This window comes from Sphingomonas sp. GW821-FHT03E12, from assembly GCF_059420685.1.
Genome location: NZ_JBWKUF010000002.1, coordinates 853,030 through 879,660, shown reverse-complemented (window position 1 = coordinate 879,660; position 26,631 = coordinate 853,030). Strand labels below are relative to the sequence as shown.

27 protein-coding genes, 1 tRNA gene and 1 pseudogene are annotated in these 26,631 nt (G+C 68.5%); 15 read left to right on the top strand and 14 right to left on the bottom strand.

Annotation, left to right across the window (positions count from 1 at the left end; genetic code table 11):
• Window positions 1-119 precede the first annotated feature (119 nt).
• The 5 genes and pseudogenes from AC07TU_RS09540 (at window position 120) to AC07TU_RS09520 (ending at window position 4,193) form a co-directional block, all read left to right on the top strand.
• Window positions 120-1,418: an FAD-dependent oxidoreductase gene (locus AC07TU_RS09540; RefSeq protein ID WP_495187661.1), complete on the top strand. Its 1,299-nt coding sequence runs from the start codon at window positions 120-122 to the stop codon at window positions 1,416-1,418.
• A gap of 112 nt (window positions 1,419-1,530) precedes the next feature.
• A tRNA-Pro gene (locus AC07TU_RS09535) sits at window positions 1,531-1,607 on the top strand.
• A gap of 166 nt (window positions 1,608-1,773) precedes the next feature.
• Window positions 1,774-2,133: pseudogene (locus tag AC07TU_RS09530) on the top strand (YciI family protein); the annotation flags it as partial.
• Between the two features lie 113 nt (window positions 2,134-2,246).
• On the top strand, window positions 2,247-3,518 hold the full coding sequence (locus tag AC07TU_RS09525; RefSeq protein ID WP_495187660.1) for an RNA polymerase sigma factor: 1,272 nt from the start codon (window positions 2,247-2,249) through the stop codon (window positions 3,516-3,518).
• A 93-nt stretch (window positions 3,519-3,611) separates the two neighbouring features.
• Window positions 3,612-4,193, top strand: a complete 582-nt coding sequence (locus tag AC07TU_RS09520; protein WP_495187659.1) for an alpha/beta hydrolase — start codon at window positions 3,612-3,614, stop codon at window positions 4,191-4,193.
• Between the two features lie 6 nt (window positions 4,194-4,199).
• Here the strand turns inward: AC07TU_RS09520 and AC07TU_RS09515 are convergent, their stop codons facing one another.
• From AC07TU_RS09515 to AC07TU_RS09500, 4 genes are all read right to left on the bottom strand, one after another.
• Window positions 4,200-5,555 carry an FAD/NAD(P)-binding protein gene (locus AC07TU_RS09515; RefSeq protein WP_495187658.1) on the bottom strand — a complete coding sequence of 452 codons (1,356 nt, stop codon included), beginning with the start codon at window positions 5,553-5,555 and terminating at the stop codon, window positions 4,200-4,202.
• A 130-nt stretch (window positions 5,556-5,685) separates the two neighbouring features.
• The gene (locus AC07TU_RS09510) at window positions 5,686-5,952 is read right to left on the bottom strand and encodes a DUF6356 family protein (RefSeq protein WP_495170935.1); all 267 of its coding nucleotides are present in this window, start codon (window positions 5,950-5,952) and stop codon (window positions 5,686-5,688) included.
• 40 nt (window positions 5,953-5,992) lie between these two features.
• Complete coding sequence (gene hutC, locus AC07TU_RS09505; protein ID WP_495187657.1) at window positions 5,993-6,685, bottom strand: histidine utilization transcriptional repressor HutC; 693 nt, start codon at window positions 6,683-6,685, stop codon at window positions 5,993-5,995.
• Window positions 6,682-8,025 carry a formimidoylglutamate deiminase gene (locus AC07TU_RS09500; RefSeq protein WP_495187656.1) on the bottom strand — a complete coding sequence of 448 codons (1,344 nt, stop codon included), beginning with the start codon at window positions 8,023-8,025 and terminating at the stop codon, window positions 6,682-6,684. The genes hutC and AC07TU_RS09500 overlap by 4 nt, the downstream gene beginning before the upstream one ends.
• Before the next feature lie 54 nt (window positions 8,026-8,079).
• Between AC07TU_RS09500 and hutI the strand changes: the two genes are divergently transcribed.
• Genes hutI through hutU form a run of 4 tightly spaced genes read left to right on the top strand, consistent with a single transcriptional unit; the run spans window position 8,080 to window position 13,221 of the window.
• Window positions 8,080-9,261, top strand: coding sequence for an imidazolonepropionase (gene hutI, locus AC07TU_RS09495; RefSeq protein ID WP_495187676.1), 1,182 nt, complete (start codon window positions 8,080-8,082; stop codon window positions 9,259-9,261).
• Entirely contained in the window at window positions 9,258-10,763 is a 1,506-nt protein-coding gene (gene hutH / locus AC07TU_RS09490; RefSeq protein ID WP_495187655.1) for a histidine ammonia-lyase, read from the top strand. Before hutI ends, hutH begins: the two co-directional genes overlap by 4 nt.
• Window positions 10,760-11,566 (top strand): N-formylglutamate deformylase, encoded by an 807-nt coding sequence (gene hutG / locus AC07TU_RS09485; RefSeq protein ID WP_495187654.1) that lies wholly within the window; start codon window positions 10,760-10,762, stop codon window positions 11,564-11,566. The genes hutH and hutG overlap by 4 nt, the downstream gene beginning before the upstream one ends.
• Window positions 11,563-13,221, top strand: coding sequence for a urocanate hydratase (gene hutU, locus AC07TU_RS09480; protein WP_495187653.1), 1,659 nt, complete (start codon window positions 11,563-11,565; stop codon window positions 13,219-13,221). The genes hutG and hutU overlap by 4 nt, the downstream gene beginning before the upstream one ends.
• 60 nt (window positions 13,222-13,281) lie before the next feature.
• On the opposite strand, the gene AC07TU_RS09475 is transcribed toward hutU, so the two are convergent.
• The 5 genes from AC07TU_RS09475 to AC07TU_RS09455 all read right to left on the bottom strand — a co-directional run bounded on the left by AC07TU_RS09475 (window position 13,282) and on the right by AC07TU_RS09455 (window position 17,344).
• A complete protein-coding gene (locus AC07TU_RS09475; RefSeq protein WP_495187652.1) occupies window positions 13,282-14,253 on the bottom strand; it encodes a bifunctional helix-turn-helix transcriptional regulator/GNAT family N-acetyltransferase in 972 nt (323 codons plus the stop codon).
• A gap of 91 nt (window positions 14,254-14,344) precedes the next feature.
• Window positions 14,345-14,734: a MerC domain-containing protein gene (locus AC07TU_RS09470; protein ID WP_495187651.1), complete on the bottom strand. Its 390-nt coding sequence runs from the start codon at window positions 14,732-14,734 to the stop codon at window positions 14,345-14,347.
• A 236-nt stretch (window positions 14,735-14,970) separates the two neighbouring features.
• Window positions 14,971-15,843, bottom strand: coding sequence for a type II secretion system minor pseudopilin (locus AC07TU_RS09465; protein ID WP_495187650.1), 873 nt, complete (start codon window positions 15,841-15,843; stop codon window positions 14,971-14,973).
• Window positions 15,843-16,382 (bottom strand): type II secretion system protein GspJ, encoded by a 540-nt coding sequence (locus AC07TU_RS09460; RefSeq protein WP_495187649.1) that lies wholly within the window; start codon window positions 16,380-16,382, stop codon window positions 15,843-15,845. Before AC07TU_RS09460 ends, AC07TU_RS09465 begins: the two co-directional genes overlap by 1 nt.
• Window positions 16,379-17,344, bottom strand: coding sequence for a penicillin-binding protein activator (locus AC07TU_RS09455; RefSeq protein WP_495187648.1), 966 nt, complete (start codon window positions 17,342-17,344; stop codon window positions 16,379-16,381). Before AC07TU_RS09455 ends, AC07TU_RS09460 begins: the two co-directional genes overlap by 4 nt.
• Window positions 17,345-17,511: 167 nt before the next feature.
• On the opposite strand from AC07TU_RS09455, the gene AC07TU_RS09450 reads away from it, so the two are divergent.
• Together AC07TU_RS09450 and AC07TU_RS09445 are read left to right on the top strand one after the other, a co-directional pair.
• A complete protein-coding gene (locus tag AC07TU_RS09450; RefSeq protein WP_495187647.1) occupies window positions 17,512-18,141 on the top strand; it encodes a hypothetical protein in 630 nt (209 codons plus the stop codon).
• A gap of 2 nt (window positions 18,142-18,143) precedes the next feature.
• Window positions 18,144-19,223, top strand: a complete 1,080-nt coding sequence (locus AC07TU_RS09445; protein WP_495187646.1) for an alpha/beta fold hydrolase — start codon at window positions 18,144-18,146, stop codon at window positions 19,221-19,223.
• 6 nt (window positions 19,224-19,229) lie between these two features.
• Here the strand turns inward: AC07TU_RS09445 and AC07TU_RS09440 are convergent, their stop codons facing one another.
• The 5 genes from AC07TU_RS09440 to gspL all read right to left on the bottom strand — a co-directional run bounded on the left by AC07TU_RS09440 (window position 19,230) and on the right by gspL (window position 24,310).
• Window positions 19,230-19,919 carry an alpha/beta hydrolase gene (locus AC07TU_RS09440; protein WP_495187645.1) on the bottom strand — a complete coding sequence of 230 codons (690 nt, stop codon included), beginning with the start codon at window positions 19,917-19,919 and terminating at the stop codon, window positions 19,230-19,232.
• 116 nt (window positions 19,920-20,035) lie between these two features.
• A complete protein-coding gene (locus AC07TU_RS09435; protein WP_495187644.1) occupies window positions 20,036-21,259 on the bottom strand; it encodes a type II secretion system F family protein in 1,224 nt (407 codons plus the stop codon).
• Complete coding sequence (locus AC07TU_RS09430) at window positions 21,259-22,722, bottom strand: GspE/PulE family protein (protein WP_495187643.1); 1,464 nt, start codon at window positions 22,720-22,722, stop codon at window positions 21,259-21,261. The genes AC07TU_RS09435 and AC07TU_RS09430 overlap by 1 nt, the downstream gene beginning before the upstream one ends.
• A complete protein-coding gene (locus AC07TU_RS09425) occupies window positions 22,719-23,225 on the bottom strand; it encodes a type II secretion system protein M (RefSeq protein ID WP_495187642.1) in 507 nt (168 codons plus the stop codon). The genes AC07TU_RS09430 and AC07TU_RS09425 overlap by 4 nt, the downstream gene beginning before the upstream one ends.
• On the bottom strand, window positions 23,222-24,310 hold the full coding sequence (gspL, locus tag AC07TU_RS09420) for a type II secretion system protein GspL (RefSeq protein ID WP_495187641.1): 1,089 nt from the start codon (window positions 24,308-24,310) through the stop codon (window positions 23,222-23,224). The genes AC07TU_RS09425 and gspL overlap by 4 nt, the downstream gene beginning before the upstream one ends.
• A 57-nt stretch (window positions 24,311-24,367) precedes the next feature.
• Between gspL and gspG the strand changes: the two genes are divergently transcribed.
• The 4 genes from gspG to AC07TU_RS09400 all read left to right on the top strand — a co-directional run bounded on the left by gspG (window position 24,368) and on the right by AC07TU_RS09400 (window position 26,623).
• Window positions 24,368-24,856 (top strand): type II secretion system major pseudopilin GspG, encoded by a 489-nt coding sequence (gene gspG / locus AC07TU_RS09415; protein WP_495187640.1) that lies wholly within the window; start codon window positions 24,368-24,370, stop codon window positions 24,854-24,856.
• A gap of 137 nt (window positions 24,857-24,993) precedes the next feature.
• On the top strand, window positions 24,994-25,494 hold the full coding sequence (locus AC07TU_RS09410; RefSeq protein ID WP_495187675.1) for a prepilin-type N-terminal cleavage/methylation domain-containing protein: 501 nt from the start codon (window positions 24,994-24,996) through the stop codon (window positions 25,492-25,494).
• A complete protein-coding gene (gspI, locus tag AC07TU_RS09405) occupies window positions 25,491-25,847 on the top strand; it encodes a type II secretion system minor pseudopilin GspI (protein WP_495187639.1) in 357 nt (118 codons plus the stop codon). The genes AC07TU_RS09410 and gspI overlap by 4 nt, the downstream gene beginning before the upstream one ends.
• The gene (locus AC07TU_RS09400) at window positions 25,844-26,623 is read left to right on the top strand and encodes a type II secretion system protein N (protein WP_495187638.1); all 780 of its coding nucleotides are present in this window, start codon (window positions 25,844-25,846) and stop codon (window positions 26,621-26,623) included. Before gspI ends, AC07TU_RS09400 begins: the two co-directional genes overlap by 4 nt.
• Window positions 26,624-26,631 lie beyond the last annotated feature (8 nt).

Here is a 26,631-nt window from a genome sequence, read left to right as displayed (position 1 = left end):
CCCCCCCCCCCCCCCCCCCCCCCCCCCCCCCCCCCCCCCCCCCCCCCCCCCCCCCCCCCCCCCCCCCCCCCCCCCGCCTCCGCGAGCCGCAAGGCTCGCCTCAAGAACGAGGGTCGGGCATGCGGCATATCGCGGTGATCGGTTCGGGACCGGCGGGCTACTATACCGCCGAGGCTGCACAGAAGCAGTTCGGTGACGATGTCCGCGTCGACATCATCGATCGCCTTCCCGTCCCCTTCGGGCTGATCCGCACCGGCGTTGCGCCCGATCACCAGTCGATCAAGGGGGTTTCCCGCCGCTACGAGGCCACCGCGCTGACCGACAATGTCCGCTTCGTCGGCAACGTCACGATCGGCGAGCAGGTGACCATCCCAGAGCTGATCGAACTCTACGACGCCGTCGTCCTCGCCACCGGCGCGCCGCGCGACCGGCCACTCGAAATTCCCGGCGCCGACCTGCCCGGCGTCACCGGTTCGGCGGCGTTCGTCGGCTGGTATAATGGCCATCCCGACTATGCGGCGCTGAACCCCGATCTTTCGGGGCCCGGCGCGGTGGTGATCGGCAACGGCAATGTCGCACTCGACGTCGCGCGCATCCTCGCCAAGACGCAGAACGAATTCGCCGGATCGGACATCGTCGGACACGCGCTCGCCTCGCTCGAAAAGTCGTCGATCGATACCATCACCTTGCTCGGCCGCCGCGGCCCGCATCAGATCAACATGACTCCCAAGGAGCTGGGCGAACTGGGCGAGCTCGAACGCGCCGCGCCGGTCGTGGACATCGCCGACTTCCCGCCGGAGCTGGATGACGCGATGCTCGAACCGGGTCAGCGCAAGTCGATCACCCATCTGCGCAACTTCGCCGCAGCGCATGTCGAGAAGCCCGTCCACATCATCTTCGACTTCTACGCCAAACCGGTCGCGATCGAAGGCGACGGCAAGGTCGAGCGTGTGATCGTCGAACGCACCACCCTCGACGCGCGCGGCGCCGCGGTCGGCACGGGCGAAACCTATGCCGTGCCCGCCAGCCTCGTCGTTTCCTGCATCGGCTATCGCACCCCGCGAATCGACGGCGTCCCCTATGACGATCGCGCCGGGCGCTTCGCCAATGACGAAGGGCGCGTGCTCCCCGGTCTCTATGCGGTGGGCTGGGCACGCCGCGGCCCGACCGGCACGATCGGGACCAACCGGCCTGACGGATTCGCGATCATCGAAAAGATCGCCGCGGATACCGAAGCCGGCAGCCGCAAGGCGGGCCGCCCGGGCCTCGACTCGCTGCTCGCCTCGCGCAACGTCGATGTCGTCACCTTCCGCGACTGGCAGAAGATCGAGGCAGCCGAGGTTGCCGCCGCCCGCGACGGGGCTCCGCGGGAGAAATTCACCAGCGTCGATGCGATGCTTGCAGCGCGCGGCACCTGAAAAAGCTTGCGAACACCCGCTTGCGCAGCACGAAAGTGCTGGTTATAGGCGCCGCTCCAAGCGAAAGCCGGTCCGCCCAACCCGGGGCATTTTCAAGGATCCGGCACTCCGTCGGGGAGTAGCTCAGCCTGGTAGAGCACTGCCTTCGGGAGGCAGGGGCCGGAGGTTCGAATCCTCTCTCCCCGACCACATTTCTTCGTCACTAAATCGCTGACATCCGGACGCCTTTCGCGCCCGGACGGATTTTCTCACCCTTGGTCGAAAAAAATTCGTCGCGGCTGTCGATTCCGCGCAAGCTCGCTCGTCGTCAGGATAGAAGGCCGATCCAGGCCCTCGCCAACGAAGGAGAATTCCGATGCGTGTGATGGTGTTCGTCAAGGCGACCGAGGACAGCGAAGCGGGCATGAAGCCCTCGCCCGAACTCAACCAGCTGTTCATCGACATGGGCAAGTTCAACGAGGAACTGGTCAAGGCCGGCGTCATGGTCGCGGGCGACGGCCTCAAGCCCTCGAAGCATGGCAAGCGGGTGGCATTCGACGGCCCCAGCCGCACCGTGATCGACGGCCCGTTCACCGAAACCCGCGAGTTGGTCTCCGGCTACTGGCTGTGGGAAGTCAAGGACATGGACGAGGCGGTCGCCTGGGTGAAGCGTTGCCCCAACCCGATGTTCGGCCCGAGCGAGATCGAGATCCGCCCGCTGTTCGAAATGGCCGACTTCGCCGATATCATCCCGCCCGAAGCCGCCGCGATCAACGACGGCATCGGCGAGAAGCTCGCGAACAACTGATCCGCTTGCCCTGCCCCGCCATGCTCCCCTAACCCTTGGGCATGGCGGCGGACAGGGAAACCCAGCGGGCGATCGAAGCGGTCTTCCGGATCGAGCGGGCGCGGCTCATCGCGAGCCTCGCCCGCATGACCCGCGACGTCGATCGGGCCGAGGAACTGGCGCAGGACGCGCTGCTCGTCGCGCTCGCCGAATGGCCGAAGACCGGCGTTCCCCAAAATCCCGGCGCATGGCTCACCGCCGCGGCGAAACGCCGCGCGATCGACGGCCTGCGCCGCGCGAAGATGCAGGAACGCAAGCACGCCGAAATCGCCCGCGACCTCGACGAAGCCGACAGCAGCGACGTCGAGGCGCTGGAGGCCGCAATGGACGACGATATCGGCGACGAGCTGCTCGGGCTGATCTTCACCGCCTGCCATCCGGTCATCTCGGCGGAGGCGCGCGCGGCGCTCACCCTGCGCCTGATCGGCGGCCTCACCACCGACGAGATCGCCCGCGCCTTCCTCTCCGCCGAACCGACCATCGCCCAGCGAATCGTCCGCGCCAAGAAGAGCATCGGCAGCGCCGCCCTCGCGTTCGAAGTGCCGCGCGGTTCCGAGCGCGACGCCCGCCTCGCCTCGGTGCTCGAGGTCGTCTACCTCATCTTCAACGAGGGCTATGCCGCGACCGCGGGCGAGGACCTGATCCGCCCTGCCCTTTGCGCCGAAGCCCAGCGGCTCGGCCGTATCCTCGCGGGCCTGATGCCCGACGAGCCCGAGGTACATGGCCTGCTCGCCCTTATGGAGATTCAGGCCTCACGCCTGCGCGCGCGTACCGGCCCCGACGGCGCCTTCGTCCCGATCACGCACCAGAACCGCGCACACTGGGACCAACTACTGATCCGCCGCGGCCTCAACGCCCTTGCCCAGGCCGAAGCACAGGGCGGCGCCGATGGCCCCTATGCGCTTCAGGCCGCGCTCGCCGCCTGCCACGCCCGCGCGCGCCGTTCGGAGGATACCGACTGGCCGCGCATCGCCGCGCTCTACGACCGGCTGCGCGACGTGATGCCCTCGCCCGTGGTCGATCTCAACCGGGCCGTCGCGCACAGCATGGCGTTCGGGCCGGAGGCGGGCCTCGTGCTGGTCGATCAGCTCGCCGAGGCCGCAGCGCTGCGCAACTACGCCCCGCTTCCCGCAGCCCGCGGCGATTTCCTGTTCCGCGCAGGCCGCCTGCCCGAAGCGAAGGACGCCTTCGAAGCCGCCGCAGCGCTCACCCGCAACGAGCGCGAGCGCGACTTTCTGCTCGAACGCGCCGCCGCGTGCGTTTCACACGACTGAAGCTTTGCTTTCCTACCTCCAAAGGATGATCGCGCGTTCGCATCTTGCATGACCGCCCCCGGCTTTGGCATTTTACGCGCAAGGGAGACTGCCATGACGCTCGCGCTTGCACCCGCCCCGCATCGCTTCTCGGTGATCACGCTCAGCGAATCCGAAACGCCCGCCTGGAGCACCCGCTTCGGCTGGCCGGTCTTCGGCGACACGCATCTCGCCATCAGCCCGGACGCCAACCGCTCCATCCTCGCTGCTCAGATCGATGATGCCGTGCTGCGCGCCGACCGCGCAGTCCTGCTGGTTGCTGAGGGGCTCGGCTGCTTCGCCGCGTCCTGGTGGGCGCGCCTCTCGCCCTCGCACTATGTCGAGCGGGTCGCGGGCGCATTGCTGTTCGATCCCGAAACCGCGGAGGAAAGTGCAGCCAAACGCCGCAACTTCGCTTCGCCGCCGACCGCACTACCCTTCCCGTCGATGGTCCTCGCCGACCGGCTTCCGGGCAGCGATCCCGCCGATTTCGCGCCCTTCGCGCAGAGCTGGGGCAGCCGCCTGATCGCGGGCAACCGCCACCGCGCCGCCGAGGTTTCGGCGTGGCGCAGCGCACAGCGGCTCGTCGGCCGCCTCACCGCATCGGTCGTCGCCCGCGACATCGAACGCGGCCTGGCACTGCGCGGAGAGGGCTAGACTAGGCTAGAGCCCCTCGCCGCCCACCCAATGGGCGTTGGACAATCGCCGCGCGACATCCCAAGTCTGCCGCCGGATATCGGGCACCGCGACGATCTCCCAGAAGGCGCCGCGCGTCATCGGTCCCAGTGCATAGAGCCGCTCGCTCGCCCGGCCGTTCGCGCCGATCACCTGTCCCACGCCGTTGACGTCGATACCCAGATGCGCCGCGTCGGGCCGGATCGCATCGCGCTCGCGCAGGGAAACCAGCAACGGGTCGGTCGTCCGGTTGAGATCGCCCAGCGGCCCGGTGCAGTTGACGATCCGCCGCACCGCCATCGTCTCGTTTGCGTCGGCTCCGCGCGGCCGCCAGGCCATCGTCACGCCGCCATCGGTCGGCGAAAAGGCAATCGTCTTGCCCGCCAGCACGTGGAGCTGCCCGCGCTCCTGCATCGCCGCCAGCCGGTCCGCCACCTCGGGCGCCAGCCGGTGCCGGTGCACGTCCCACCAGGGCCGCAAATGCCGCAGGAAGCGCGCGCGCTCGGCCTCGGTGGCATTGGCCCACATCGGCTGGGTAAAGGGCCGCAGCTCGTCGACCGCGTTGCGCCAGCCCACCGCCTCGGCGCGCTCGCGGACCTGCCGCACGAGCCCCGACGCCACCGTCGCGGGCCGCTCGCCGATCTTCGCCCAGTCGCTCGCCGCTTCATGCCGGCGCGGCAACAGCCCGCGCCGCGACAGCGCGACGATCTTCCCCTCGAACCCGCGCGCCTCCAGCATCAGTGCCACGTCGATCATGGTGAGGCCCGTACCGACCACCAGCACTATATCGTCAGCGCTCAGCCCGTCGGCGACATCGCCCGCCCAGGGATCCCCCTTGTAGAGGTCGTCCGGAAGCACGCCGTCGCTCAGCCCCGGCGGGTCGTGCGGCGGCAGATTGCCCACCGCCAGCACCGCCGCATCGGCATCGATCGTCCCGCCATCGGCCAGCTTGAGCGCAACGCCGCGCCCGGTCTCCACCGCGTCGGCAACCTCGCCATAACGCACCGTCAGCCGCCCATTGCTGGTCGCCAGCGCCGCATCCAGCATCTCGCGCAGATAGATGCCGTAAGTGACACGCGACGCGAAGGACTTGGCCGCATCCGGCACCCCGCGCGCCTCGAGCCAGCGCGCGAAATGCCCCGGATCGTCGGGCAGCGCGCTCATATTCCCGGCGCGCACGTTGAGCACATGGCTCGGATGCGCAGCCCCATAAGCCAGCCCCTCGCCCGCGCGGCTCCCGCGCTCGATCAGCGTCGCGCGCGGACCTTCGTGGCGGAGCAGATTGATCGCCTGAAGCGTGCCCGAAAAGCCCGCGCCGACGATGGCGACATGTTCGACCGGCATCTTTGCTCCCTTATGGCGGTGCCGGCCCGCTCCCCCACCCGGCCACCCATAGAATACACTGGCGTTGGGTGGCCGGGTGGGGGAGCGGGCCGGCACCGCAATGCGCCTTGGCGCATTCTCAAACAGACTCTTAGATTTCGTATTCCATCTGCCAGGACGGCTCGGTGAAGGCCGGCGGCTTTTCGGCAAAGGCCGGCTGGCGGGCCTTCATCCGCCCATAGAGCGCCTTCACCGTGTCGCTCGCCGTACGCACGAACAGCGCCGGGATCACCCCGTGGACGATGCAGGCAAGGCCGCCCACCACCATGCGCGCACCGAACCCCGTCGCGGTCGCGAAATGCTCGCCATAGCTCTCCCCCACATCGCGCGGGTGCTTCAGAAAGACCTTGTCGAACATATACGCTCCTTGGTTTCGGCCGATACTATAGCCGTGTCGTTCAGCCTCTGGGGGTGAAATCTTCCACCAGCTGATAATGATCCGCCGGAAACACCTGCCGCGCTGATGTGACAGGCTCCTTGCCACGCCAGGTCCAGCGCTCGATCTGCAGGCACGGCGCGCCCGTCGCGATCCCCAGTTCCTTCGCCGCGACCGGTTCCGCGCCCACCGCGCCGATCCGGTGCCGCGCCTCGGTCCAGGGCACATTGGCGAGCAGCCACGCGCCCGGCGCGTTGGCGGCGAAGTCCGCATCCTCGGCACCCGGCGCCACCGCCAGGTCGAGCCAGCGCTCTTCCCAACCGAACGGGGTCTTGCCTGCGTGATGCACGCCGCTCAGCGCCAGCCAGCATCCACCGGCACGCGCGGGAAACCCCTCAGGCGCGCGGCGCTGCAGCTCGACCGAGAGCAATTCCCAGCGATAGGGTTCGCCCCGCGCCTCGATCAGCGCGCCGATATCGGGCACGCCGACCACCGCGGTGCGGATCTGTGGCCGCGCGACGAAGCTCCCCGCGCGCCGCCTGCGCTCGATCAAGCCCTCGCGCGCCAGGCGGCTCAGCGCCTTGTTCGCGGTCGCGCGTGCGCAACGGTAGGATTCGACCAGCTCATGTTCGGTCGGCACCCGCATCCCCGGCGCCCATTCGCCCGAGCGGATGCGTGTCTCGATATCGTTGCGGATGCGCGCCTCGATGCTCACGCCATCAGCCTGTTGAGCGCCACGCGATAGCGCGCCTCGATCGCATCGCGATCCCGATGACGGCCATTCTCGACCTGCTTCACCCCGCCGCGCCACACGCAATCCACGCCGGTACGGCTCGCAAAGACCCAGCTGTCGATCAGTGCATCGCCACTGCGACCGGCAAAGGCCATCTCGTCGCGGTTGAGCGATACGATGTCCGCTGGCTTCCCCGCCGCGAGTCCTGTTTCGACGCCCAGCGACCGCCCGCCGCCGGCCACCGACGCCGCGAACATCCGCGCGCCCGTCGCCGGACGGTCCTCGCCCGCCAGTACGTTGCGCGCACGCCGGGTGAGCCGCTGGCCATATTCCAGCAGCCGCAGTTCTTCCGCCGCGTCGATCCGCACATTCGAATCGCTTCCAATTCCGATCATGCCGCCCAATGCCATGAACTCGGCCGCGGGAAACAGCCCATCGCCCAGATTCGCCTCGGTAATCGGGCACAGCCCCGCCACCGCGCCGCTGGCGGCGATGCCAGCGGCTTCGTCCGGCTCGACATGAGTCGCGTGCACCAGCGTCCAGCGCGCATCGACCGGCATATTGTCCAGCAGCCAGCGCACCGGCCGCTTTCCGCTCCACGCCACGCAATCCGCCACTTCCTTCACCTGTTCAGCGATATGGATGTGCACCGGCCCGCGATCCGCCACCGCCAACAGCTCGCGCAGCTCCTCCGGCGTCGCCGCGCGCAGGCTGTGCGGCGCGATCCCGATCACCCCGTCAGGCGCCAGCTTGGCCCTGGCACGCTCGACCAGCTCAGCAAAACCATCGACATCGTTGAGGAACCGCGCCTGTGCCGCGCCCGCCGGCTGCCCGCCGAACCCGCCATGCGCATAGAAAACCGGCAGCAAGGTCAGGCCGATCCCGGTCCCCTCCGCCGCCGCCGCGATCCGTCCCGACATCTCGGCGATGTCGTCGTAGCGCGCGCCGCCCGGCGCGTGATGCAGATAGTGGAACTCGCCGACTCGCGTGAACCCGCCCTCGAGCATCTCGGCATAGGCAAGCGCCGCGATCGCCTCACACTCCTCCGGCCCGATCCGTCCGACGAAGCGGTACATCAGCTCACGCCACGACCAGAAATCGTCGTCCGCGCGTCCGCGCACCTCGGCCAGCCCGGCCATGGCGCGCTGGAAGGCGTGGCTATGGACATTGGGCAGTCCCGGCAGCGCCACGAAATGCCGCTCGTCTTCCGGAGCCGGATCGACCCCGGCCTCGACCGCCTCGATCTTCCCGTTCGCCAGCGTCAGCCGCACGCGATCGGACCAGCCATTTTCGAGCAGCGCGGATTCAAACCACAGTTTCATGCCGATTATGTCTAGACATATTCACGCGCTTGTCCAACCATAAGGCGCATGACGATTCCCGCTGACACACTCTGGCGTAACGCCCGTCTCGCGACGATGACGGGCGACGGGCTGGGCATTGTCGAGCAGGGCGCGATCGCCGTGACGGGCGGCACGATCACCTATGCCGGCCCCGAGTCGGACGCGCCCGACGCCGCGCAGATCGTCGATTGCGAAGGCCGCTGGATCACGCCCGGCCTCGTCGACTGCCACACCCATCTGGTCCATGCCGGCAACCGCGCCAAGGAGTTCGAAGCAAGGCTCGAAGGCGCGACCTATGAGGAAATCGCCCGCGCCGGCGGCGGCATCCTCTCCACCGTCACCGCGACCCGCGCCGCGAGTGAGGACGAGCTGATCGCCAGCGCCCTGCCACGCCTCGATCAGCTGATCGCAGAGGGCGTCACCACGGTCGAGATCAAGTCCGGCTACGGCCTCACCCTCGACGACGAACTCAAGATGCTCCGTGCCGCGCAGCGCCTCGGCGAGGTGCGCGACGTCCGCGTCCGCACGACCCTGCTCGCTGCCCACGCCGTCCCGCCCGAGTACAAGGGCAACGCCGACGGCTATGTCGATCTGGTCTGCAATACGATCATCCCCGCCGCAGTCGGCCATGCCGATGCGGTCGACGCCTTCTGCGAGGGTATCGGTTTCTCACCCGCGCAGACCGGCCGCGTCCTTTCCGCCGCCGTCGCGCATGACCTTCCGGTCAAGCTCCATGCCGAACAGCTCTCCAACCTCCACGGCGCCGCGCTCGCCGCGCACCATGGCGCCTTGTCCGCCGATCATCTCGAGCATCTCGACGAGGCCGGAATCGCCGCGATGGCCGCGTCAGGTACCGTCGCCACGCTCCTCCCCGGCGCCTTCTACTTCACCCGCGAGGAGCGCCGTCCACCCATCGCAGCCCTGCGTGCGGCCGGCGTCCCCATCGCTCTGGCCACCGACTGCAATCCCGGCACCTCGCCGATGGCGTCGATCCTGCTCGCCGCGAACATGGGCGCGACCTTCTTCCGCCTGACCGTCACCGAATGCCTGCGCGGCATCACCGTCAATGGCGCCCGCGCGCTCGGTCTCCAGACCGGCACGCTCGAACCCGGCAGGCCAGCGGACCTCGCCATCTGGAACGTCACCGACCTTGCCGAGCTGGTCTACCGCATCGGCGCCAACCCCCTTCATACCCGGATTTACGCAGGCAAATGATCACTCCCGGCAACACGCCCCTCAGCACCTGGAACGCCATCTATCGCGGCGAGCCCGCCCAGCTCGATCCGTCCTGCGCGGCGAAGGTTCAGGCCAGCGCCGACGCCGTTCAGGCGATCCTCGCCCGGCATGAGCCGGTTTACGGGATCAACACCGGCTTCGGAAAACTCGCCTCGGTCCGGATCGGCGATGAGGATCTGGAGACGCTCCAGCGCAACATCGTGCTCAGCCACGCCGCCGGCGTCGGCGCCCCGATGCCCGCCCCCGTTGTCCGCCTGATGATCGCGCTCAAGCTCGCCAGCCTGGCACAGGGTCATAGCGGCGTCCGCCCCGCGACCATCGCGATGCTGCAGGACATGCTCGACCGCGGCATCACGCCCATCATCCCGTCGCAGGGGTCGGTCGGCGCCAGCGGCGACCTCGCCCCGCTCGCGCATCTCGCCGCCGCGATGATCGGCACCGGCGAGGTGCTGGTCGACGGCGTCGTCCGCCCGGCGCGCGAGGTGCTTGCGCCGCTCACCCTCGGCCCCAAGGAAGGCCTCGCCCTCCTCAACGGCACCCAGTTCAGCACCGCCTATGCCCTCGCCGCCCTGTTCGAAGCCGACCGCCTGTTCCGCGCCGCGCTCGTCACCGGTGCGCTCGCGACCGAGGCGGCCAAGGGCTCCGACACGCCGTTCGACCCGCGCATCCATCAGGTTCGCGGCCATCGCGGCCAGATCGAGGTCGCCGACGCCCTTGCCGGCCTGATGTCCAACTCCGCGATCCGGGCCTCGCACCGCGAGGGCGACGAGCGGGTGCAGGACCCCTATTGCCTGCGCTGCCAGCCCCAGGTGATGGGCGCCTGCCTCGACCTGATCCGCCAGGCCGCCGCCACGCTCGCGATCGAGGCCAACGGCGTCACCGACAATCCGCTGATCTTCCCCGGCGCCGATGATCTTGGGGCAGAAGCCCTGTCCGGCGGCAATTTCCACGCCGAGCCGGTCGCCTTCGCCGCCGACATGCTCGCCATGGCGCTGTGCGAGATCGGCAGCCTGTCCGAGCGCCGCATCGCGATGCTGGTCGATCCCGCGCTGTCGGGCCTGCCCGCCTTCCTCACCCCGCGCCCCGGTCTCAATTCGGGCTTCATGATCCCTCAGGTCACCGCCGCGGCACTGGTGAGCGAGAACAAGCAGCGCGCACACCCGGCCAGCGTCGATTCGATCCCGACCAGCGCCAATCAGGAAGACCATGTCTCGATGGCCGGCCATGGCGCGCGCCGCCTGATGGACATGGCCGCGAACCTCGCCAACATCCTCGGCATTGAATATCTCGCAGCGGCGCAGGGTTGCGACTTCCACGCCCCGCTCACCTCCAGCGAGCCGCTCGAAGCAGCGCGCGCCCTGCTCCGCGCGCAAGTCCCCCATCTGGAGGACGACCGCCATTTCGCGCCCGACATGGCCGCCGCCACCGCGCTCGTCACCAGCGGGATGCTCGGCCTCTACCTTCCGGGAATCGAACGATGATCCATGTCGAACAGGGCGGCGCTCCGCTCATCGTCAGCATCCCCCATGCAGGAACCGAGATCCCGGACGACATCTTCGGCCTCGTCTCGCCCGATCTCGCGCGCCACGACGCCGATCTCTATGTCGACCACCTCTACGCCTTCGCGCGCGCGCTCGACGCGACCATCGTCCGCACCAACGTCTCACGCACGGTGATCGACGTGAACCGCGATCCGTCGGGCCACACCCTCTATCCCGGCCAGTTCACCACCGGCCTTTGCCCGATCCAGACCTTCGACGGCACGCCGCTCTACGAGCCCGGCGCGCTACCCGACGCGCATGAGATCGACCGCCGCCGCGCCCTATGGTTCGATCCCTATCATCTCGCGCTCGCGCTCCAGATCGAACGCCTCCGCGCGCTCCACCCCGTGATCGTCGTCTACGACGCACACTCGATCCGCAGCGTCGTCCCCAAGCTGTTCGACGGCGAGCTGCCCAATTTCAACATCGGCACCAATGACGGCGCCTCCTGCGCCCCCGCGCTGACTCAGGCGGTCGAGGCGATCTGCGACGCCAGCCCGTACAGCCGCGTCACCAACGGCCGCTTCAAGGGCGGCTGGATCACCCGCCATTATGCCCGGCCGGATGACGGCGTGCATACGATCCAGATGGAATTGGCGATGCGCACCTACCTCGTCGAGACGCCCCCAGATCTTCCAGGCTCCTGGCCCCCGCCCTGGCATGAGGAAACGGCGCAAGCCTGCCAATCCGTCCTCCGCCCGATCCTCTCCGCAGCCATCGATTTCGCGAAAGCTCAAGCATGACCAACCGCACCGACAATAGCCGCCACATCAAGGCCCCCACCGGCACCGACCTCAGCGCGAAGAGCTGGCTCACCGAAGCCCCGCTCCGCATGCTGATGAACAATCTCGACGCCGACGTCGCCGAGGCACCTGAATCGCTCGTCGTCTATGGCGGCATCGGCCGCGCCGCGCGCGACTGGCAGAGCTATGACCGCATCGTCGACGCGCTGCGCACGCTCGACGCCGATCAGACGCTGCTGGTCCAGTCGGGCAAGCCGGTCGGCGTGTTCCGCACCCATGCCGATGCGCCGCGCGTGCTGATCGCCAACTCCAACCTCGTCCCCCACTGGGCGACCTGGGAGCATTTCAACGAGCTCGATCGCAAGGGGCTGGCCATGTACGGCCAGATGACCGCCGGATCGTGGATCTATATCGGCACGCAGGGCATCGTTCAGGGCACCTACGAGACGTTCGTCGAGGCCGGCCGCCAGCACTATGGCGGCGATCTTTCGGGCAAGTGGGTGCTGACGGCGGGCCTCGGCGGCATGGGCGGTGCGCAGCCGCTCGCGGCGACCATGGCGGGCGCCTCCTGCCTCGCAATCGAGTGCCAGCCGAGCCGGATCGAGATGCGCCTCAAGACCCGCTACCTCGATCGCGCCGCCAACAGCATTGACGAAGCGCTTGAGATCATTCGCACCTCGGACAAGCCGGTCTCGGTCGGCCTGCTCGGCAACGCCGCCGAAGTCCTGCCCGAACTGGTCCGTCGCGGCATCCGCCCCGACATCGTCACCGACCAGACCAGCGCGCACGATCCGGTCAACGGCTACCTCCCCGCCGGCTGGTCGCTCGACGAATGGTTCACCAAGCGCGAGAGTGCCCCGCACGAGGTCGAGAAAGCGGCGCGCGCTTCGATGGCCACCCACGTCCGCGCGATGCTCGACTTCCACGACATGGGCATCCCCACGCTCGATTACGGCAATAACATCCGCCAGGTCGCCAAGGACGAGGGCGTCGAGAACGCCTTCGCCTTCCCCGGCTTCGTCCCCGCCTATATCCGCCCGCTGTTCTGCCGCGGCATCGGCCCGTTCCGCTGGGCCGCACTGTCGGGCAATCCGGAGGATATCTACAAGACCGACCAGAAGGTGAAGGAGCTGCTCCCGGGCAACCACCACCTCCACAACTGGCTCGACATGGCGAAGGAGCGGATCGCGTTCCAGGGTCTGCCCGCGCGCATCTGCTGGGTCGGTCTCGGCGACCGCCACCGCCTCGCACTGGCGTTCAACGAGATGGTCGCCAACGGCGAACTCGAAGCGCCGATCGTCATCGGCCGCGACCACCTCGACAGCGGCTCGGTCGCCAGCCCGAACCGCGAGACCGAGGCGATGATGGACGGCTCCGACGCCGTGTCCGACTGGCCACTGCTCAACGCCCTGCTCAACACCGCCAGCGGCGCAACCTGGGTGTCGCTCCACCATGGCGGCGGCGTCGGCATGGGCTATTCGCAGCATTCGGGCATGGTCATCGTCGCCGACGGCACCCCCGAAGCCGCGAAGCGGCTGGAGCGCGTCCTGTGGAACGATCCCGCCACCGGCGTGATGCGCCACGCCGACGCGGGCTATGAGATCGCGAAGAACTGCGCGACCGAGATGGGCCTGGACCTGCCGGGCATCCTCTAGGCTTCCCCAGCTTCCTCTCCCCTTTTGGGGAGAGGATAGCGGAGCTTGGCAGCGTGCTGCCTAGCGCAGCTTGGAGAGGGGCCCGCCCGGAACATAACGCATGGCGACGTCGCACCGCGCATAGAGCGCGCCGTACGTCGCCATGATCTCCGCATCGTGCCGGAAGCCGAGCTTCTCGTAGAGATGGATCGCCGCCGCGCATTTGCCATTGGTGAGCAGATAGAGCGGATCGGCGCCCAGCAGCTTCGCCCGCTCGATCGCAGCGGCGAGCAGGAATTCGCCCGCCTTCAATCCTCGTGCCGATTCGCGCACGCCCATCTTGGTCAGCTCGTAGCTGCTCGGCCCCGTCTTCAGCAGCGCGCAGGTGCCGACGATCCCCAGCCCCTTCGCCTCGACGAACAGGATGACGCCGCCGGGATCGACGATCTTCGCGCGCGGATTTTCCAGCACCTCACGGTCGATCGGCTCCAGCCGGAACATCGCGTTGATCCACTCGGCATTGATGTCATGGAAATGCCCGGCAAGATCGTCGCTATATTCGCGGATCGTCAGCACCGCAGGGCTGGACCGGCTCGCCAGAAGATCGAGCGGCGTCGCCTCCAGCGCCGCTTCCAGCTCGGTGATCCGCTCGACGAACGCATCCGCGCGTCCGCCGAACAGGGCGTGGACGGCCTCTTCCACCTGCGGCCAGACATAGAGTTTGGCACGTCCCAGCACGGCGATCCCGGCCGGGGTGAGCGAGATCGTCCGCTGCCGCTGATCCTCGCCCTGCTCGGACTGGACGATACCCAGCTCCACCAACTGGCCGATCGCGCGCGTCACGCCTGGCTGGCTGATCCCGACCGCCTGCACCAGCTGCCCGATCGTCAGCGACTGGCCGTCGAGTGCCGCCAGGAACTGCATATGCGACGGCTGTACGGGCAGACCGGCATCGGCCGTGATTCGCGCCGCGCCCGCCTGCATCCGCTCGCCCAGCCGCTTGAGGCGGCTGCCAAGGAAGGCCGCCCCCATCTGCTTCACAACATCGGTCATATCGCACTCTACATAACAAGATATATAACGCGATATATACTTACACATTCCAAAGTCAATCTGGCCAGGGAAACGGTCCGTCGCCGGAGGTCTATGCCTGGCAGGCGCGCCTTGCAGATCGCCGGCGCCAGTTCGCGATATGGGCTCCGGCGAGCAGCAGGCTCCCTGCAACGGTCACTGCGGTCTCCACCGCGACCCGGTTCTCGAACGCGAGCCCGAGCGCCAGCAACGCCAGCCCGGCGGCCCCGACGAACAGCGGTGCGAGCCCGCGGTGCCGCCGCCACCCCTCGATCAGCGCGAACCCGCTGACGGGAAGCGCAAACAGCAACACGGCAAGGTGGAACCCCTCCCCCAACTCGATCCGCGCGGCGATGGCGGGAAGCGCGGCGATCAACAGCGGCAGGACCAGGCAATGCACCAGACACAGCGCCGAGGCCCCCATCCCCAAAGCATCCAGCCATCTTCCGATCATCGCCCGCATCGCCGCTACTCCATTACGCGCGGCTCAAATGATACAATATATCACTCATTTCAAGGGACGGATGCAGATTCCTTGCAAAGTTGGATTTCACCTGCTCGAATTCCGGCCCTGGCGGCTTCGTGCCGCCCGCTCTTTGATCCCGTGGATCCGGTTGACACAGGTGCGCGAAAACATGCGCTTCGTGTCAAGTTCGTCCGGCACGCGCGTAGCAGTGTGACTTTTGGGACTTTCCGCGCTCAGCCGCCGGCCGACGGCGCCTCGGGCGGAACAGCGGCGTTGCGCCAGCGCGCCACCGGCAACACCTCGACCGTGCCGTTCTCCTCGCGCTTGCGCTGGATCAGCGTCGCACCGTCCTGCGCCGTCCCGCCGATCGTCGCCCGTACCCGCACCCAGAAGGTGTTCGACTGGAACGAAGTCCCGGGCGGCTGGCTGACCTTCTGGTCCGACAGGTCGCGCAGCGTGATCTGCCCGTTGCGCTTGCGCACCGCGACCAGCCGTTCGGCGACCACGGGATCGTCGAGCAGGATCGCCAGCAGTTCCTGATCGGCGGCGTTGAGGTTGATCTGCGTATTGCCGGGCAGCGCGGTCACCATCCGCTCAAGCCGTGCCACCGCGCCCTGATCCACGCCCGGCAGGAGCCGGATCGGCCGCACATCGGTCACCGGCCCCTGTCCGCGGACATAAGCGATGGCCTCCGTCATCTGCGCTTCGTCCAGACCCGCAATCGCCGCGAGCTTCTGGAACAGCAGGACTGGCGCGACCTCGCCGCTGCGCAGCGAATTGACGTTGAACCGCCCTTCGGCATCGCTCACCGCCAGGTCGAAGCTGCCGCCGTCGATCGCCACGCCCTTCGCCCCGATCGACGCCCAGCGTTCGCCCGCATGATCGGCATCGGGCGCCTCCTTGGCGTCCTTCCGCAGCGCGCTGATCGCCGAAAGCTCGCCGCCGCGCACGATCGCCGCAGCCCGTGCCGCCTCGCGTCCGCGCAGCGAACGGTCAAGCGCCAGTTCCTCACGGCTGATCATCAGCAGTACGAGACCGCTTGCGATCGCCACGAACATCAGGACGTTGACCAGGATCATCCCCTGTTCGTCTTCGCGCCGCGTCATCATTTGCCGTCCTTCGGCTGATCGGGCAGCACGACCACCCGGCGCAGCGTACCTTGCGGCCCCTGCATCCCGGCAATCTGCATCTCGACCGACACGGCGCGCGGCCATTCGCCCTTGCGCGCCTCGTCCACCGGCCAGCGGTCGACCCAATGGTCGCCGTCGCGAAAGCGCCACTTTGCCCCCGCCACACCCTGCAACAGCAGTTGCGGCTGTGGTGCAGACCGGACCAGCGCGCCTTGCGCAGCATCATAGCGTACCGGCATCGGCGGCCCGCCCTGCCCCCCCGCTATCCGGGTAAAGGCAATACCGCCCGCTCCGCCCGAAACCGCGCCGCGGGTAATCTGGTCGAGGTCGCTCTGCACCACGAACATCGCGCGCTGCAGATCGGCCAGCCGGTTGAGCCGTTCCTCGGTCCGCCCCTGTACATTGAGCACACTGTCGAGCAGCCCCAGCCCCGCCACCGCGATCAGCGCGAACAGGCCGAGCGAGATGATAAGCTCAAGAAGGGTAAACCCCTCCTCTCCGCCGCCCGGTTTCACGCGCCCAGGCTCACCGCGACCGGCTCATAGCCTTGCGGCCCGGCCAGCAGGATCGCCAGCTCGCGCGCCACGCTCCCGTCGCTGCGGAAGCGGGCATTGCCCGTGACGCAGGGGTAGCTCGTCTCGGCGAGCAGCGCCTTCTCGCTGATCTCGCCCTTGGCGCGCAGCACCTTGACGATCCCGCCCGTGTCATAGGCCAGCGCCGCCAGCGCGCCCGGATCGCCGCCATGCCGCGCGCGATACTCGCCCGCGAACCGCCCGAACGCCGCCGGATCGGGACTCGCGAGCCACGCGCCGTTCAGCACCTCGAGCGCCGCCGGCCGGTGATCCAGCGCCTGCACCGTGCCGAGCAGCTGGATGCCGGTTTCCTTGAGGTTGCGCGCCGCCGCCAGCACCGCCTCGCCGCTCCCGGGCAGCAACACTGCGTCGGGCGCGTCGCCTGCTACCGGCAAGGGCTGCCCTTCGGTCACGGTCAGCACGCGAACGTCGATTCCGACCTCGCCCTGCACCTTCCCCGCCGCCAGCGCCGCCGCCGCGCTCCAGGGCGAGGAATCGTCGATCACCACGACATTCTTGATCCCGCGGGAGCGGGCGTAGCGCAGGATCGCGCTGGTCACCTGGCTCGGCGTGATGCCGAACACCCAGCTTCCGGGACCACGCACCACCGCATTGTTGCTGAACGCCACCACCGGGATGGTCCCTGCGACCTCACGGGCCACCGCGGTCATCTCCTCGGCGGTCACCGGGCCCAGGATCATCGCCGATTTGGCCTTCAGCGCATTGCGCGCCGCCAGTGCCGCGCCGGCCGCGGTTCCGCCGGTGTCATAGGCGGTGATTTCCGGCCCAGAATCCGCAAGCAACGCCGCCTGCCGCATGCTAAGGCCCAGCGCGGCGCGCGGCCCGCTCAACGGGAGCAGCATCGCCACCTGCCGCTTGTCGCGCTTGGGCTTCTTGCCCTGCACGGAAGCGGCCAGAACAGAGGGACTCGCAAGCAATGCCGGCGGCAGCAACAGGCCTGATTTCAACACATCGCGGCGGTGAAACGCCGGTGTCCGGATTGGCGTCTTGGTCGGCACGGCGGCGTCTTACCGTCTTCGTCGTGCTCGGCATAGCCGCTTATGCGCTCGCGATGATCGCAACGATGCCCGCCAGCGTGTTCCTCAAGAACCGCCCGTGGCGCACCGGGGTCGCCGGCACGCTCTGGAACGGCGAGGTCGGCGTCGCCGGCGGCAGCAAGTTCGAATGGAACTGGGCGCCGCTCCGCTCGCTCACCAGCTTCGCCGTTGCGGTGGACTGGAAGGCGACCGGCCCCGACACCGACATGGGCGGCCGCGGCCTGACGCGGTTCGGGCGCACCGTACTCGACGATGTCAGCGGCAGCGCACATAGCTCGGTGCTTCAGGCGCTCCAGCCCAACCTGCCCTTCACCTGCAATCTCGTGATGCAACTCCAGTTCGCGAAGATCGCGATCGGCGGCGGCGATCAGGCCATCGACGGCAAGCTCACCACCGAGCCCGGCACCTGCACCGCGAAGAGTGGCGGCACCGCCACCGCAGTCCCCGCGCTTGCGCTCACCGCCGAGAAGACCGGCACCGCGACCCGCATCCGCATCGCACCTGCCGCCCAGCGCCGCCAGACCCTGATGGAGGCGACCCTCGGCGAGGACGGCCGGCTCAGCATCCACATGACCGCCGATGGTGCCCGCATCCTGCCCTTCACCGGCATGCCCGCGGGCGCGACGATCGAAGGAGCGATGTGAGGATGCGCTGGATGCTGGCCGCGGTCGCGGCACTGCTCGTCGCGGCCCCGGCCATGGCCCAGACCCCGGCGCCCCGCTGGCCGGTGCAGGAAGCCAGCTTCGAGATCGCGAACTTCCGCTTCCACGACGGCGCCACGCTCCCCAGCGTCCGCATCCATTATCGCACCCTCGGCAAGCCGCATCGCGACGCTTCGGGCGCGATCGACAATGCCGTGATGATCCTCCACGGCACCGGGGGTACCGGCGCCCAGTTCCTCCAGCCGCAATTCGCCGACCGGCTCTACGGCCCCGGCCAGCCGCTCGACATCACCCGCTACTGGATCATCCTGCCCGACAATCTCGGCCATGGCGGCTCCTCCAAGCCGTCCGACGGCCTGCGTATGCGCTTCCCGGCCTATGACTATGACGACATGGTCGCGGCGCAGCACCGGCTGCTCACCGAGGGGTTCGGCATCCGCCGCATGCGCCTGATCATGGGCACGTCGATGGGCTGCATGCACGGCTTCGTCTGGGCTGAAACCCATCCCGACTTCGCGCGCGCGCTGATGCCGCTCGCCTGCGAACCGATCGAGATCGCCGGCCTCAACCGGATGTGGCGTCAGCTGCTGATCGACGGGATCAAGGCCGATCCCGCCTGGGCCAAGGGCGACTACACGGCCCAGCCTGCCCAGGGCCTGCGCACCGCGGCGAGCATGTTGTTCGTCGCAGGCGGCGCACCGCTCTATCTTCAGCAGCAATTCCCGACGCGCGACGCCGCGGTGACCTATGTCCGCGAGCGCACTGAACGCTCCATCGCCGGGCTCGACGCCAACGACCTGATCTATCAGGTCGACGCCTCGCGCAGCTACAACCCATGGCCCCGGCTCGAAGCGATCACCGCGCCGATGATGTGGATCAACTCGGCCGACGACTTCATCAACCCGCGCGGGCTCGACGCGCCCGAACGCGCATTGAAGCGGATGCCCAACACCCGCTTCCGTATGATCCCCGAGACCGCCGAAACGCGCGGCCATGGCACGCACACCTGGGCGGTCTTCTGGGAACAGGACCTGCGCGACCTGCTGGCCCGCACAGAGAAGTAAGCCGCGTCAGGCGATCGCCTGCGCCGCCTCCACGATCAGCCCCGCGACTTCCTTCGGGCGCGACGCCAGCGACGCGTGGCCCGCGTCCAGCGTGATGACGTTGCGCGGCCCCATCCGCGCCGACATCGTCTTCTGGTTCTCGGGGTTGATCATCCGGTCCTCGCTGGAGATCTGATACCAGCTCGGCTTGTGCTTCCACGCCGGGTCGCTGATCGCGTCGCCAAAGGTCGATCCGACCGGCGCCTTCTGCGTGATCGCCATCACCAGCGCGTCCTCGGCATCCAGATCCTGGCAGAAGCTCTCATGGTACAGGTCTGGCTTGATCCACAGATAGCCGTCGCTGTCGGGCGCGATACTGGCGAACGCCGCCGGCGGCACCGCTTGCGAGATACCGCCGGGGCTTTCCCCCGCATCGGGCGCGAAGGCGGCGATGTAGACCAGACCCGCGACATTGGGCGCATTGCCGGCTTCGGTGATCACCGCGCCGCCATAGGAATGGCCGACCAGCAGCACATTGCCGTCCCGCTGATCGATCATCTTCCGCAATCGCCCGGCATCGTCGGCGAGCGAGGTCAGCGGCATCTCCACCGCGTGGAGATCGGTATAGCCGCGCGCCCACAGCTCCGGGATCACCTTCGCCCAATGGGCGGCACCGCCCCAGAAGCCATGCACGAGAATGATTGCGGGATTCGCCATGTCAGCCTCCTCAAGAAACGGCTGCTTGTGCAGCCCGAGGGCCGAAACGTTTCCACGGTGGTAACGATCCGGCTGCCCGGCATTCGACCATCAAAGCTTGACGGTTTGAGGTCAGCTCAGAGCGTCACCAGATCGTTGAGGTTGATGATCGGCAGCAGGATCGCGAGTACCATCATCAGCACGATCCCGCCCATCAGCAACAGCACCAGCGGTTCGACCAGCGCCACCATCGCACTCGTCACCGCGTCCAGCTCGCGATCGAGCTCGTCCGCCGCGCGCGACAGCGCCGGGCCAAGCTGCCCGCTCGCCTCGCCCGATGCGACGATCGCAGTCAGCATCAGCGGGAACACCCCCGCCTCGGTCATCGCCGCGCGCAGGCTGATGCCCTCGCGTACCCGCGCCGCGACGTGCAGCGCGCGCTCGCGCACCCAGCGGTTGGGCGTCACCGCGGCGGCCGCGTGCAGCGCCTCGACCAGCGGAACCGCGCTCGACACCAGCGTGGCGAGGCTCCCGGCAAAGCGCGCCGCATTATGCTGGCGGCTGAAGCGGCGGAACGGCCAGCGCTCGGTAAAGGCGCGATGGACCCTCAGCCGGTTCGCCGGGTTCGCCACCCAGCGGCCATAGACGACGAAGCCGATCAGCGCGGCGATCAGGATGTACAGCCCCCAATCCTGCAGGAATCCGGAGATCGCGATCAGCGTCCGCGTCAGCAGCGGCAGGTCGGTCCCGCGGGAGACGAACACCTTGACGATGTCGGGGATGACATAGACCAGCAGCAGCACGATCACGCCCAGCGACACCGTCGCCAGCAGCCCCGGATAGAGCAAGGCGAGCTGCAATTTCTGGCTGTTTGCCTGCCGGTTCTCGACGAAATGCGCGAGGTGTTCCAGCACCTGAGTCAGCTTGCCCGAGGATTCCCCCGCCGCGACCGACGCGCGATAGAATTCAGGAAATGTCTTGGGATGCGTCCCTAAGGCATTGGCAAAGCTGCGTCCGTCCAGGATCGCCGCGCGCACCTCTAGCAGGATCGACGAAACCCGCTGCGCCTCGGACTGGCTCGCCGCCAGCCGCAGCGCTTCCTCGACCGGGATGTCCGATCCCACCAGCGTCGCGATCTGCCGCGTCGCCGTCGCCAGCTCGCGCGCGCTCATCCCGGAGCGGCCAAGCCCCGGCAGCTTGATGCTCCCGATCGAGCGCCGTTCCGAAGCGGCATCCACCGCCAGCGGCAGCAACCCCTGCTCGCGCAGCATCGCGCGCGCCGCGGCGGGGCTCGCCGCCTCGATCAGCCCCTTCTTCTCGGCGCCCGCGCTCGTCGCCGCGCGATAGGCAAAGGCAGGCATCAGGCCTCTTCCCGCACCACGCGCGCGACTTCCTCGACCGTGGTCACCCCGGCCCTGGCCTTCGCCACGCCGTCGTCGAGCAGCGCCGGGCTGCTCCGCCGCGCATGCGCTTCGATCTCGGCCTCGGACGCGCCGTCATGGATCATCGCCTGAAAGCGCTCGTCGACCGGCACGACCTCATACAGACCCGCACGGCCGCGATACCCGTCACCGCCGCACGCCTCGCACCCGACCGCGCGCCACACCGGCTCGCCCGGCTTGAGCGCACCGCCCAGCAGCATCGCATCGCCTTCGGTCGCAATATCCTCGCGCCGGCAGCTCGGGCACAGCCGCCGCACCAGCCGCTGCGCCGCCAACCCGACCAGCATCGGCGCGAGCAGATAGCGTTCGACGCCCATGTCGATCAGCCGCGTCACCGACCCCACCGCGCTGTTGGTGTGCAGGGTTGAGAGCACGAAGTGACCCGTCATCGCCGATCGCACCGCGACCTCGGCGGTCTCCTGGTCGCGGATTTCGCCGACCATGATCACGTCCGGATCCTGACGCAGGATCGCGCGCAGCCCGCGAGCGAAGGTCATGCCCGTCCGGGTATTAACCTGAGTCTGGCCGATCCCGGCAAATTCATATTCGATGGGATCTTCGACCGTCATGATATTGCGCTTGCGGTCGTTCAGCCGCTGGAGCGCGGCATAGAGGCTGGTCGTCTTGCCCGATCCGGTCGGCCCAGTGACCAGCAGCATCCCGTGCGGCCGTTCGAGCAGCCGGGCGAACACCTCGCGGTCGCGCTCGCTCATGCCGAGATGCTCGAGGTCGAGCTTGAGCGAACCCTTCTCCAGCAGGCGCATCACCACGCGCTCGCCATGCTGGGTCGGCAGCGTCGAGACGCGCGCGTCCACATCATGCCCGCCGATGCGCAGCGTCACGCGGCCGTCCTGCGGCACGCGCTTCTCGGCAATGTCGAGCTTGGCCATCACCTTGATGCGGCTGACCAGCAGCGGCGCCAGCTCGCGCCGCGGCTCGAGCTTGTCGCGCAGCACACCATCGATGCGGAACCGCACCACGACGCGCTTCTCCTGCGTCTCGACATGGACGTCCGACGCGCCTTCCTTGACCGCTTCGAGCAGCAGCGCATTGATCAGGCGGATCACCGGCGAATCGTCGCGCGTGTCGAGCAGATCGTCGACCGCGGCCGCGCTGTCGGCCAGCGCCGCAAGATCCATCCCGCCCAGATCGAATTCGGCTGCCGCGCCCGCGCTGCCCGAATAGCTCGCCGCCAGCGCCTGGTCGAACGCCGCATCCTCGACCGCCACGAAGCGCGCAGCGGGCGCGATCCGCTGGACCTCCAGCAGCGCGTCGAGCGCAGCGTCCGGCCGGTGCACGCACTCCAGCCCCTCCGGGCTCGCCCGCAGCACCACGCCCGCGCGGCGCGCATAGCTGTACGGCAGCGTCGCTTCGGCGCTCATTGCGCGAACTCCACACGCGCGCTCACCCGGCCCGCCGCACCGCCCTTGCGTAACTCGACCTTGCGCGCACGCAGCGGCGTCGTCCGCTCGACATTGGCGATCCACCCTACCACCCCCTCATAGGGCGCGTCGGCGACCTGCGCGGTCAGCCCGGCGTCGCTCTGGGCAATGTTCGCCACGATTCCGGCCTCGCCCGCCGCCGCCTGCGCCGCTTCGACGGGCGAACCGCCGCGCTGCTGCGGCTGGCCGCCCTTGGGCACCAGCGTTCCCGCCGCACGAACCCGTGCGGTCAACGTCTCATAAGTCCGGATATCGGCGAGCGCATCGGCCCGCGCCGCCTGCAGCGGCTTCACCACAAGGAAGACCAGCGCCAGCACGGCGACGATCACGCCGAGGGTTCCGACCATCCAGCGCTCTCGCGCGCTCAGCCCGCTCCACCATGCGCCGGCCTTCGCCCCCCACGCGTCGAGTGTCGGGCTGCGGGTGATGCGGAGCCCGCTCATGCCCGCACCGTCAGGCGCAGTGCGCCGTCCTGCCCTGCGGCGACATCGGCGGTCACGCCCGCTGCACGCATCGCGTCGCGCACGCGTCCGGCAAGCCCCGGCTCGCCCGGTTCGATCTCCATCACCAGCGCATTTCCTTCGAATCGCATCGACCGGGCGGTCACCGCACTCGACAGCGGCGCCAGCGCGTTCGAGGTGCGCGTGACCAGCGGCACGAACTGGCTCCCCGCCGGTCCCGGCGGCGGCAGCATGTCGGCGACACTGACCCTAAGGTCATCACCCAGATTAGCTCCCGGTGCGGCCTGCGCCACCGCGGCGCGGGTATCGTCGGCACGGCGCTCGGCGATCGTGCGCAGCATCAGCGTGTCCGCCCCGGCGATCACGACATGCGCCGCGACTCCCGCCACCGCGATCCACCCCAGCCGCTTGACCCAGTTGCTCCCACTCGCCGTCCGCCGCGCATAGACGCCCTGTCGCAGATCGACCGCGGGCCTGGCCAGCCGTTCCGCCAACCCTCCACCGCCGGCGGGCTTTGGCTCGTACGGCAACGCTCCGATCGGTGCAGCGCCGCAATTCCAGATGCGCGGCCGTCCCGCGGCTTCCCATGCCTGCCCGATCAGCGCGACGGGAATCGCGAAGCCCGCTCCGTCAGCGCTGCGCACCAGCACGCGGCCATCTCCGGCTTCTGCGGCCCAGCCCTCGTCCGGCACCGGAAGCGCCAGCGCGTCGGGCACCATCGCAGCGTGCGCGAGTCCCTCGGCCTCGGCGATTTCGACCCAGTCGCGCATCACCGCATGCCGCACCACCGCGACCAGATAGCGTTTGGGCGCAATCTCGTTGCCCAGCGCCAGATGGACCGATTCGACCGGATCGGCGATCCGGTCCTCGACCGCGAAGGGCAGAGCCGCCAGCCTTTTGGCGTGGCTTCCCAACGGCAGATCGACGGCCAGGAGTAATACCGATTCGCCCGGCACCAGCATGGTTGCAGGACCATCCGGCTCGGCTATGATCGCCCGCCCGCCGGTCAGCGTCCAGACGCCGCCGGTGCGGACTTCCGCGGCACCGGATTGGACTTGGTAAGTCATCGTTCCGGGAACCTCGGCTGTAACATTGCTTTCACGAGAAGGACGCATGGGGCCGCGATGCGCATAGTTTTAAAACAGTTCCATGACACGGTGGCAGCCAAGCCCAATAAGGGCAAGCGCCGCGACATTCCACATACAGAAGCCGGCCTCACCCTGCTCGAGATGATCGTCGTGCTCGTCATCATCGCGATCGTCGCGGGCCTCGTCACGATGAACGTGGTCGGCCGCCCCGATCAAGCGCGCGTCACCACCACCAAGACCAATCTTTCCAGCCTGTCGAGCGCGCTCAAGATGTACCGCCTCGACAACGGCCAGTATCCCACGACCGAGCAGGGGCTCAAGGCGCTCGCCGAAAAACCGGTCACCCCGCCCGTCCCCGCAGCGTGGCCCGAAGGCGGCTATGTCTCGGAAAATCCGGTCGATGCCTGGGGTAATCCCTATGTCTATTCCTCGACGGGCAACAGCTTCGAGCTGAAATCGCTCGGCAAGGACGGCAAGCCGGGCGGCGAAGGACTCGACGCCGATCTCGACGCCAAGGGCGGATAGGCCAGATGCGGGGGAGTGTCTTTTGTGGTCGCTTCGCGACGCGGCACCAGCCCGCTCCCCCTCCCGGCCACCCAACGGCAGTATCATATGGGTGGCCGGGAGGGGCGCATCGCGGCCGGTCATGCCCCCGGCATGACCTGGACAGCGCGGGGCGCTGTCCACCCGATGCGGGCTGGTGCCGTACTTCCCGCAATGACTCTGGCATGACGCTCATCGAGATGCTGATCGTGCTCGTCATCATCGGCATCGCTGCGGGCGGGGTGGCGCTGGGCGTCGGCGCCGCGACCCGCGCACCCTCGGTCGAGACCGAAGCCCGCCGCCTCGCGCTGCGGCTTCAGGCAGCCGCGGACGACGCCATGATCGGCGACCGGGTGATCGCGTTCACCGCAGAACAACATGGCTATGGCTTTGCGGCGATCGGCCGCGACGGCAAGCTCGCGCCGCTCGGCGACGCGCTCGCCTTCCATCAGCTTCCGGGCGGCATCGTCGTCACGCTGGACACACGCCCGCCGGTCGTGCTCGGCGTCGATGGCGGCAGCAAGCCGCTCACCGCGACGATCGAGAACGGGGCGCAGCGCTGGATCGTCCACTATGACGGCATGACCGCTACCGCGACGAAGGTTGAGGCTGCGTCATGAAGGACGAACAGGGCTTTTCCCTGATCGAGGCGCTGGTCGCGCTCGCCGTGCTCGCCATCGCTACCGTTGGCCTGATCCGCGCGGTCGAAAGCCATATCGATTCGACCCGGGCGATGGAACGCCGCGCTGCCGCGATGTGGGTCGCCGAGAATCGCCTCGCCGAGATCCAGCTTGCCGATCCGGCTGCAAACGCACCTGAGACAGACCTGCTCGGCCAGCAATGGAAGGTCCAGGTCGCACGCACCCGCACCGAAGATGCCGGAATCGACAAGGTCCGGATCCAGGTATTCGCAGCGGGCGAACGGTCTCCGCTTGCATCGCTCGACGGGTTCGTTGAGGGCGGCCGCACATGATCCCTTTGCCCGATCTCTCGCCGCGCCAGACGCGCACCGCGCTCGACATCGCGACCGCCGCGGTGGTGGTTTCGGTCGCAATCGCGCTCGCCGGGCTGACCTGGCGAATCGCCGGCCATGCCAGCAGCGGTGCGGTCACCGTCCCGTCGGGCACGCGCACCGTCGCGGCACCCGCCGACGTCACCGCAGCGCTCGCCTTTGCCCCGTTCGGCAAGAGCGCCGCGACCGATGCGTCGCAGGCCACTACGCTCCCGCTCAAGCTCAAGGGTGTGTTCGCCGCCTCACCCGCCGAACTGTCGGTCGCCTATATCGAGGTCGGCGGCGAACCCGCCAAGGCCTTCCGCGTCGGCGAAGCCCCGGGCGGCGGCACGATCGAAGGCATCCTGCGCGATCGCGTGCTGCTGCGCGTCGGCGGCCGGATCGAGTATCTGGCCTTTCCCGATCCTACGCTGACCGCAGACCAGCAGGCGCAGGCCGCGACGAGACCCCCACAACAGGTTCAGCCGAACGCCGCCGCACCGGCTTCGCCCAATGCCACGGGGATCCCGTCCGCGATCGTCTCCGGCCTCACGCCGGTTCCGGGCGGGGTGCAGATCGGCAGCAACGCCCCGCCGGGCCTCCAGCAAGGCGATGTCATCACCTCGGTCAACGGTCAGGCAATTTCCAGCCAGGCCAGTGCCGCTTCCGCTCTCGCCGCCGCGCAGTCGCGCGGCACCGCCCAGATCCAGATCACCCGCGACGGAAAGCCCGTGACGCTGACCGTCCCGACCCGCTAGGTATTCCA

What these genes read in the sequence shown, in the direction of transcription:
- AC07TU_RS09400 (WP_495187638.1), top strand. Translation starts at nt 25,844, where the DNA reads ATGATCCCTTTGCCCGATCTCTCGCCGCGCCAGACGCGCACCGCGCTC.
- AC07TU_RS09425 (WP_495187642.1), bottom strand. Translation starts at nt 23,225, where the DNA reads ATGAGCGGGCTCCGCATCACCCGCAGCCCGACACTCGACGCGTGGGGG.
- gspG (WP_495187640.1), top strand. Translation starts at nt 24,368, where the DNA reads ATGCGCATAGTTTTAAAACAGTTCCATGACACGGTGGCAGCCAAGCCC.
- AC07TU_RS09520 (WP_495187659.1), top strand. Translation starts at nt 3,612, where the DNA reads ATGACGCTCGCGCTTGCACCCGCCCCGCATCGCTTCTCGGTGATCACG.
- gspI (WP_495187639.1), top strand. Translation starts at nt 25,491, where the DNA reads ATGAAGGACGAACAGGGCTTTTCCCTGATCGAGGCGCTGGTCGCGCTC.
- AC07TU_RS09470 (WP_495187651.1), bottom strand. Translation starts at nt 14,734, where the DNA reads ATGCGGGCGATGATCGGAAGATGGCTGGATGCTTTGGGGATGGGGGCC.
- AC07TU_RS09465 (WP_495187650.1), bottom strand. Translation starts at nt 15,843, where the DNA reads ATGACGCGGCGCGAAGACGAACAGGGGATGATCCTGGTCAACGTCCTG.
- AC07TU_RS09515 (WP_495187658.1), bottom strand. Translation starts at nt 5,555, where the DNA reads ATGCCGGTCGAACATGTCGCCATCGTCGGCGCGGGCTTTTCGGGCACG.
- AC07TU_RS09500 (WP_495187656.1), bottom strand. Translation starts at nt 8,025, where the DNA reads ATGAAACTGTGGTTTGAATCCGCGCTGCTCGAAAATGGCTGGTCCGAT.
- AC07TU_RS09445 (WP_495187646.1), top strand. Translation starts at nt 18,144, where the DNA reads ATGCGCTGGATGCTGGCCGCGGTCGCGGCACTGCTCGTCGCGGCCCCG.
- AC07TU_RS09440 (WP_495187645.1), bottom strand. Translation starts at nt 19,919, where the DNA reads ATGGCGAATCCCGCAATCATTCTCGTGCATGGCTTCTGGGGCGGTGCC.
- AC07TU_RS09510 (WP_495170935.1), bottom strand. Translation starts at nt 5,952, where the DNA reads ATGTTCGACAAGGTCTTTCTGAAGCACCCGCGCGATGTGGGGGAGAGC.
- hutU (WP_495187653.1), top strand. Translation starts at nt 11,563, where the DNA reads ATGACCAACCGCACCGACAATAGCCGCCACATCAAGGCCCCCACCGGC.
- AC07TU_RS09430 (WP_495187643.1), bottom strand. Translation starts at nt 22,722, where the DNA reads ATGAGCGCCGAAGCGACGCTGCCGTACAGCTATGCGCGCCGCGCGGGC.
- AC07TU_RS09435 (WP_495187644.1), bottom strand. Translation starts at nt 21,259, where the DNA reads ATGCCTGCCTTTGCCTATCGCGCGGCGACGAGCGCGGGCGCCGAGAAG.
- AC07TU_RS09525 (WP_495187660.1), top strand. Translation starts at nt 2,247, where the DNA reads ATGGCGGCGGACAGGGAAACCCAGCGGGCGATCGAAGCGGTCTTCCGG.
- hutG (WP_495187654.1), top strand. Translation starts at nt 10,760, where the DNA reads ATGATCCATGTCGAACAGGGCGGCGCTCCGCTCATCGTCAGCATCCCC.
- AC07TU_RS09475 (WP_495187652.1), bottom strand. Translation starts at nt 14,253, where the DNA reads ATGACCGATGTTGTGAAGCAGATGGGGGCGGCCTTCCTTGGCAGCCGC.
- AC07TU_RS09540 (WP_495187661.1), top strand. Translation starts at nt 120, where the DNA reads ATGCGGCATATCGCGGTGATCGGTTCGGGACCGGCGGGCTACTATACC.
- hutH (WP_495187655.1), top strand. Translation starts at nt 9,258, where the DNA reads ATGATCACTCCCGGCAACACGCCCCTCAGCACCTGGAACGCCATCTAT.
- gspL (WP_495187641.1), bottom strand. Translation starts at nt 24,310, where the DNA reads ATGACTTACCAAGTCCAATCCGGTGCCGCGGAAGTCCGCACCGGCGGC.
- AC07TU_RS09450 (WP_495187647.1), top strand. Translation starts at nt 17,512, where the DNA reads ATGATCGCAACGATGCCCGCCAGCGTGTTCCTCAAGAACCGCCCGTGG.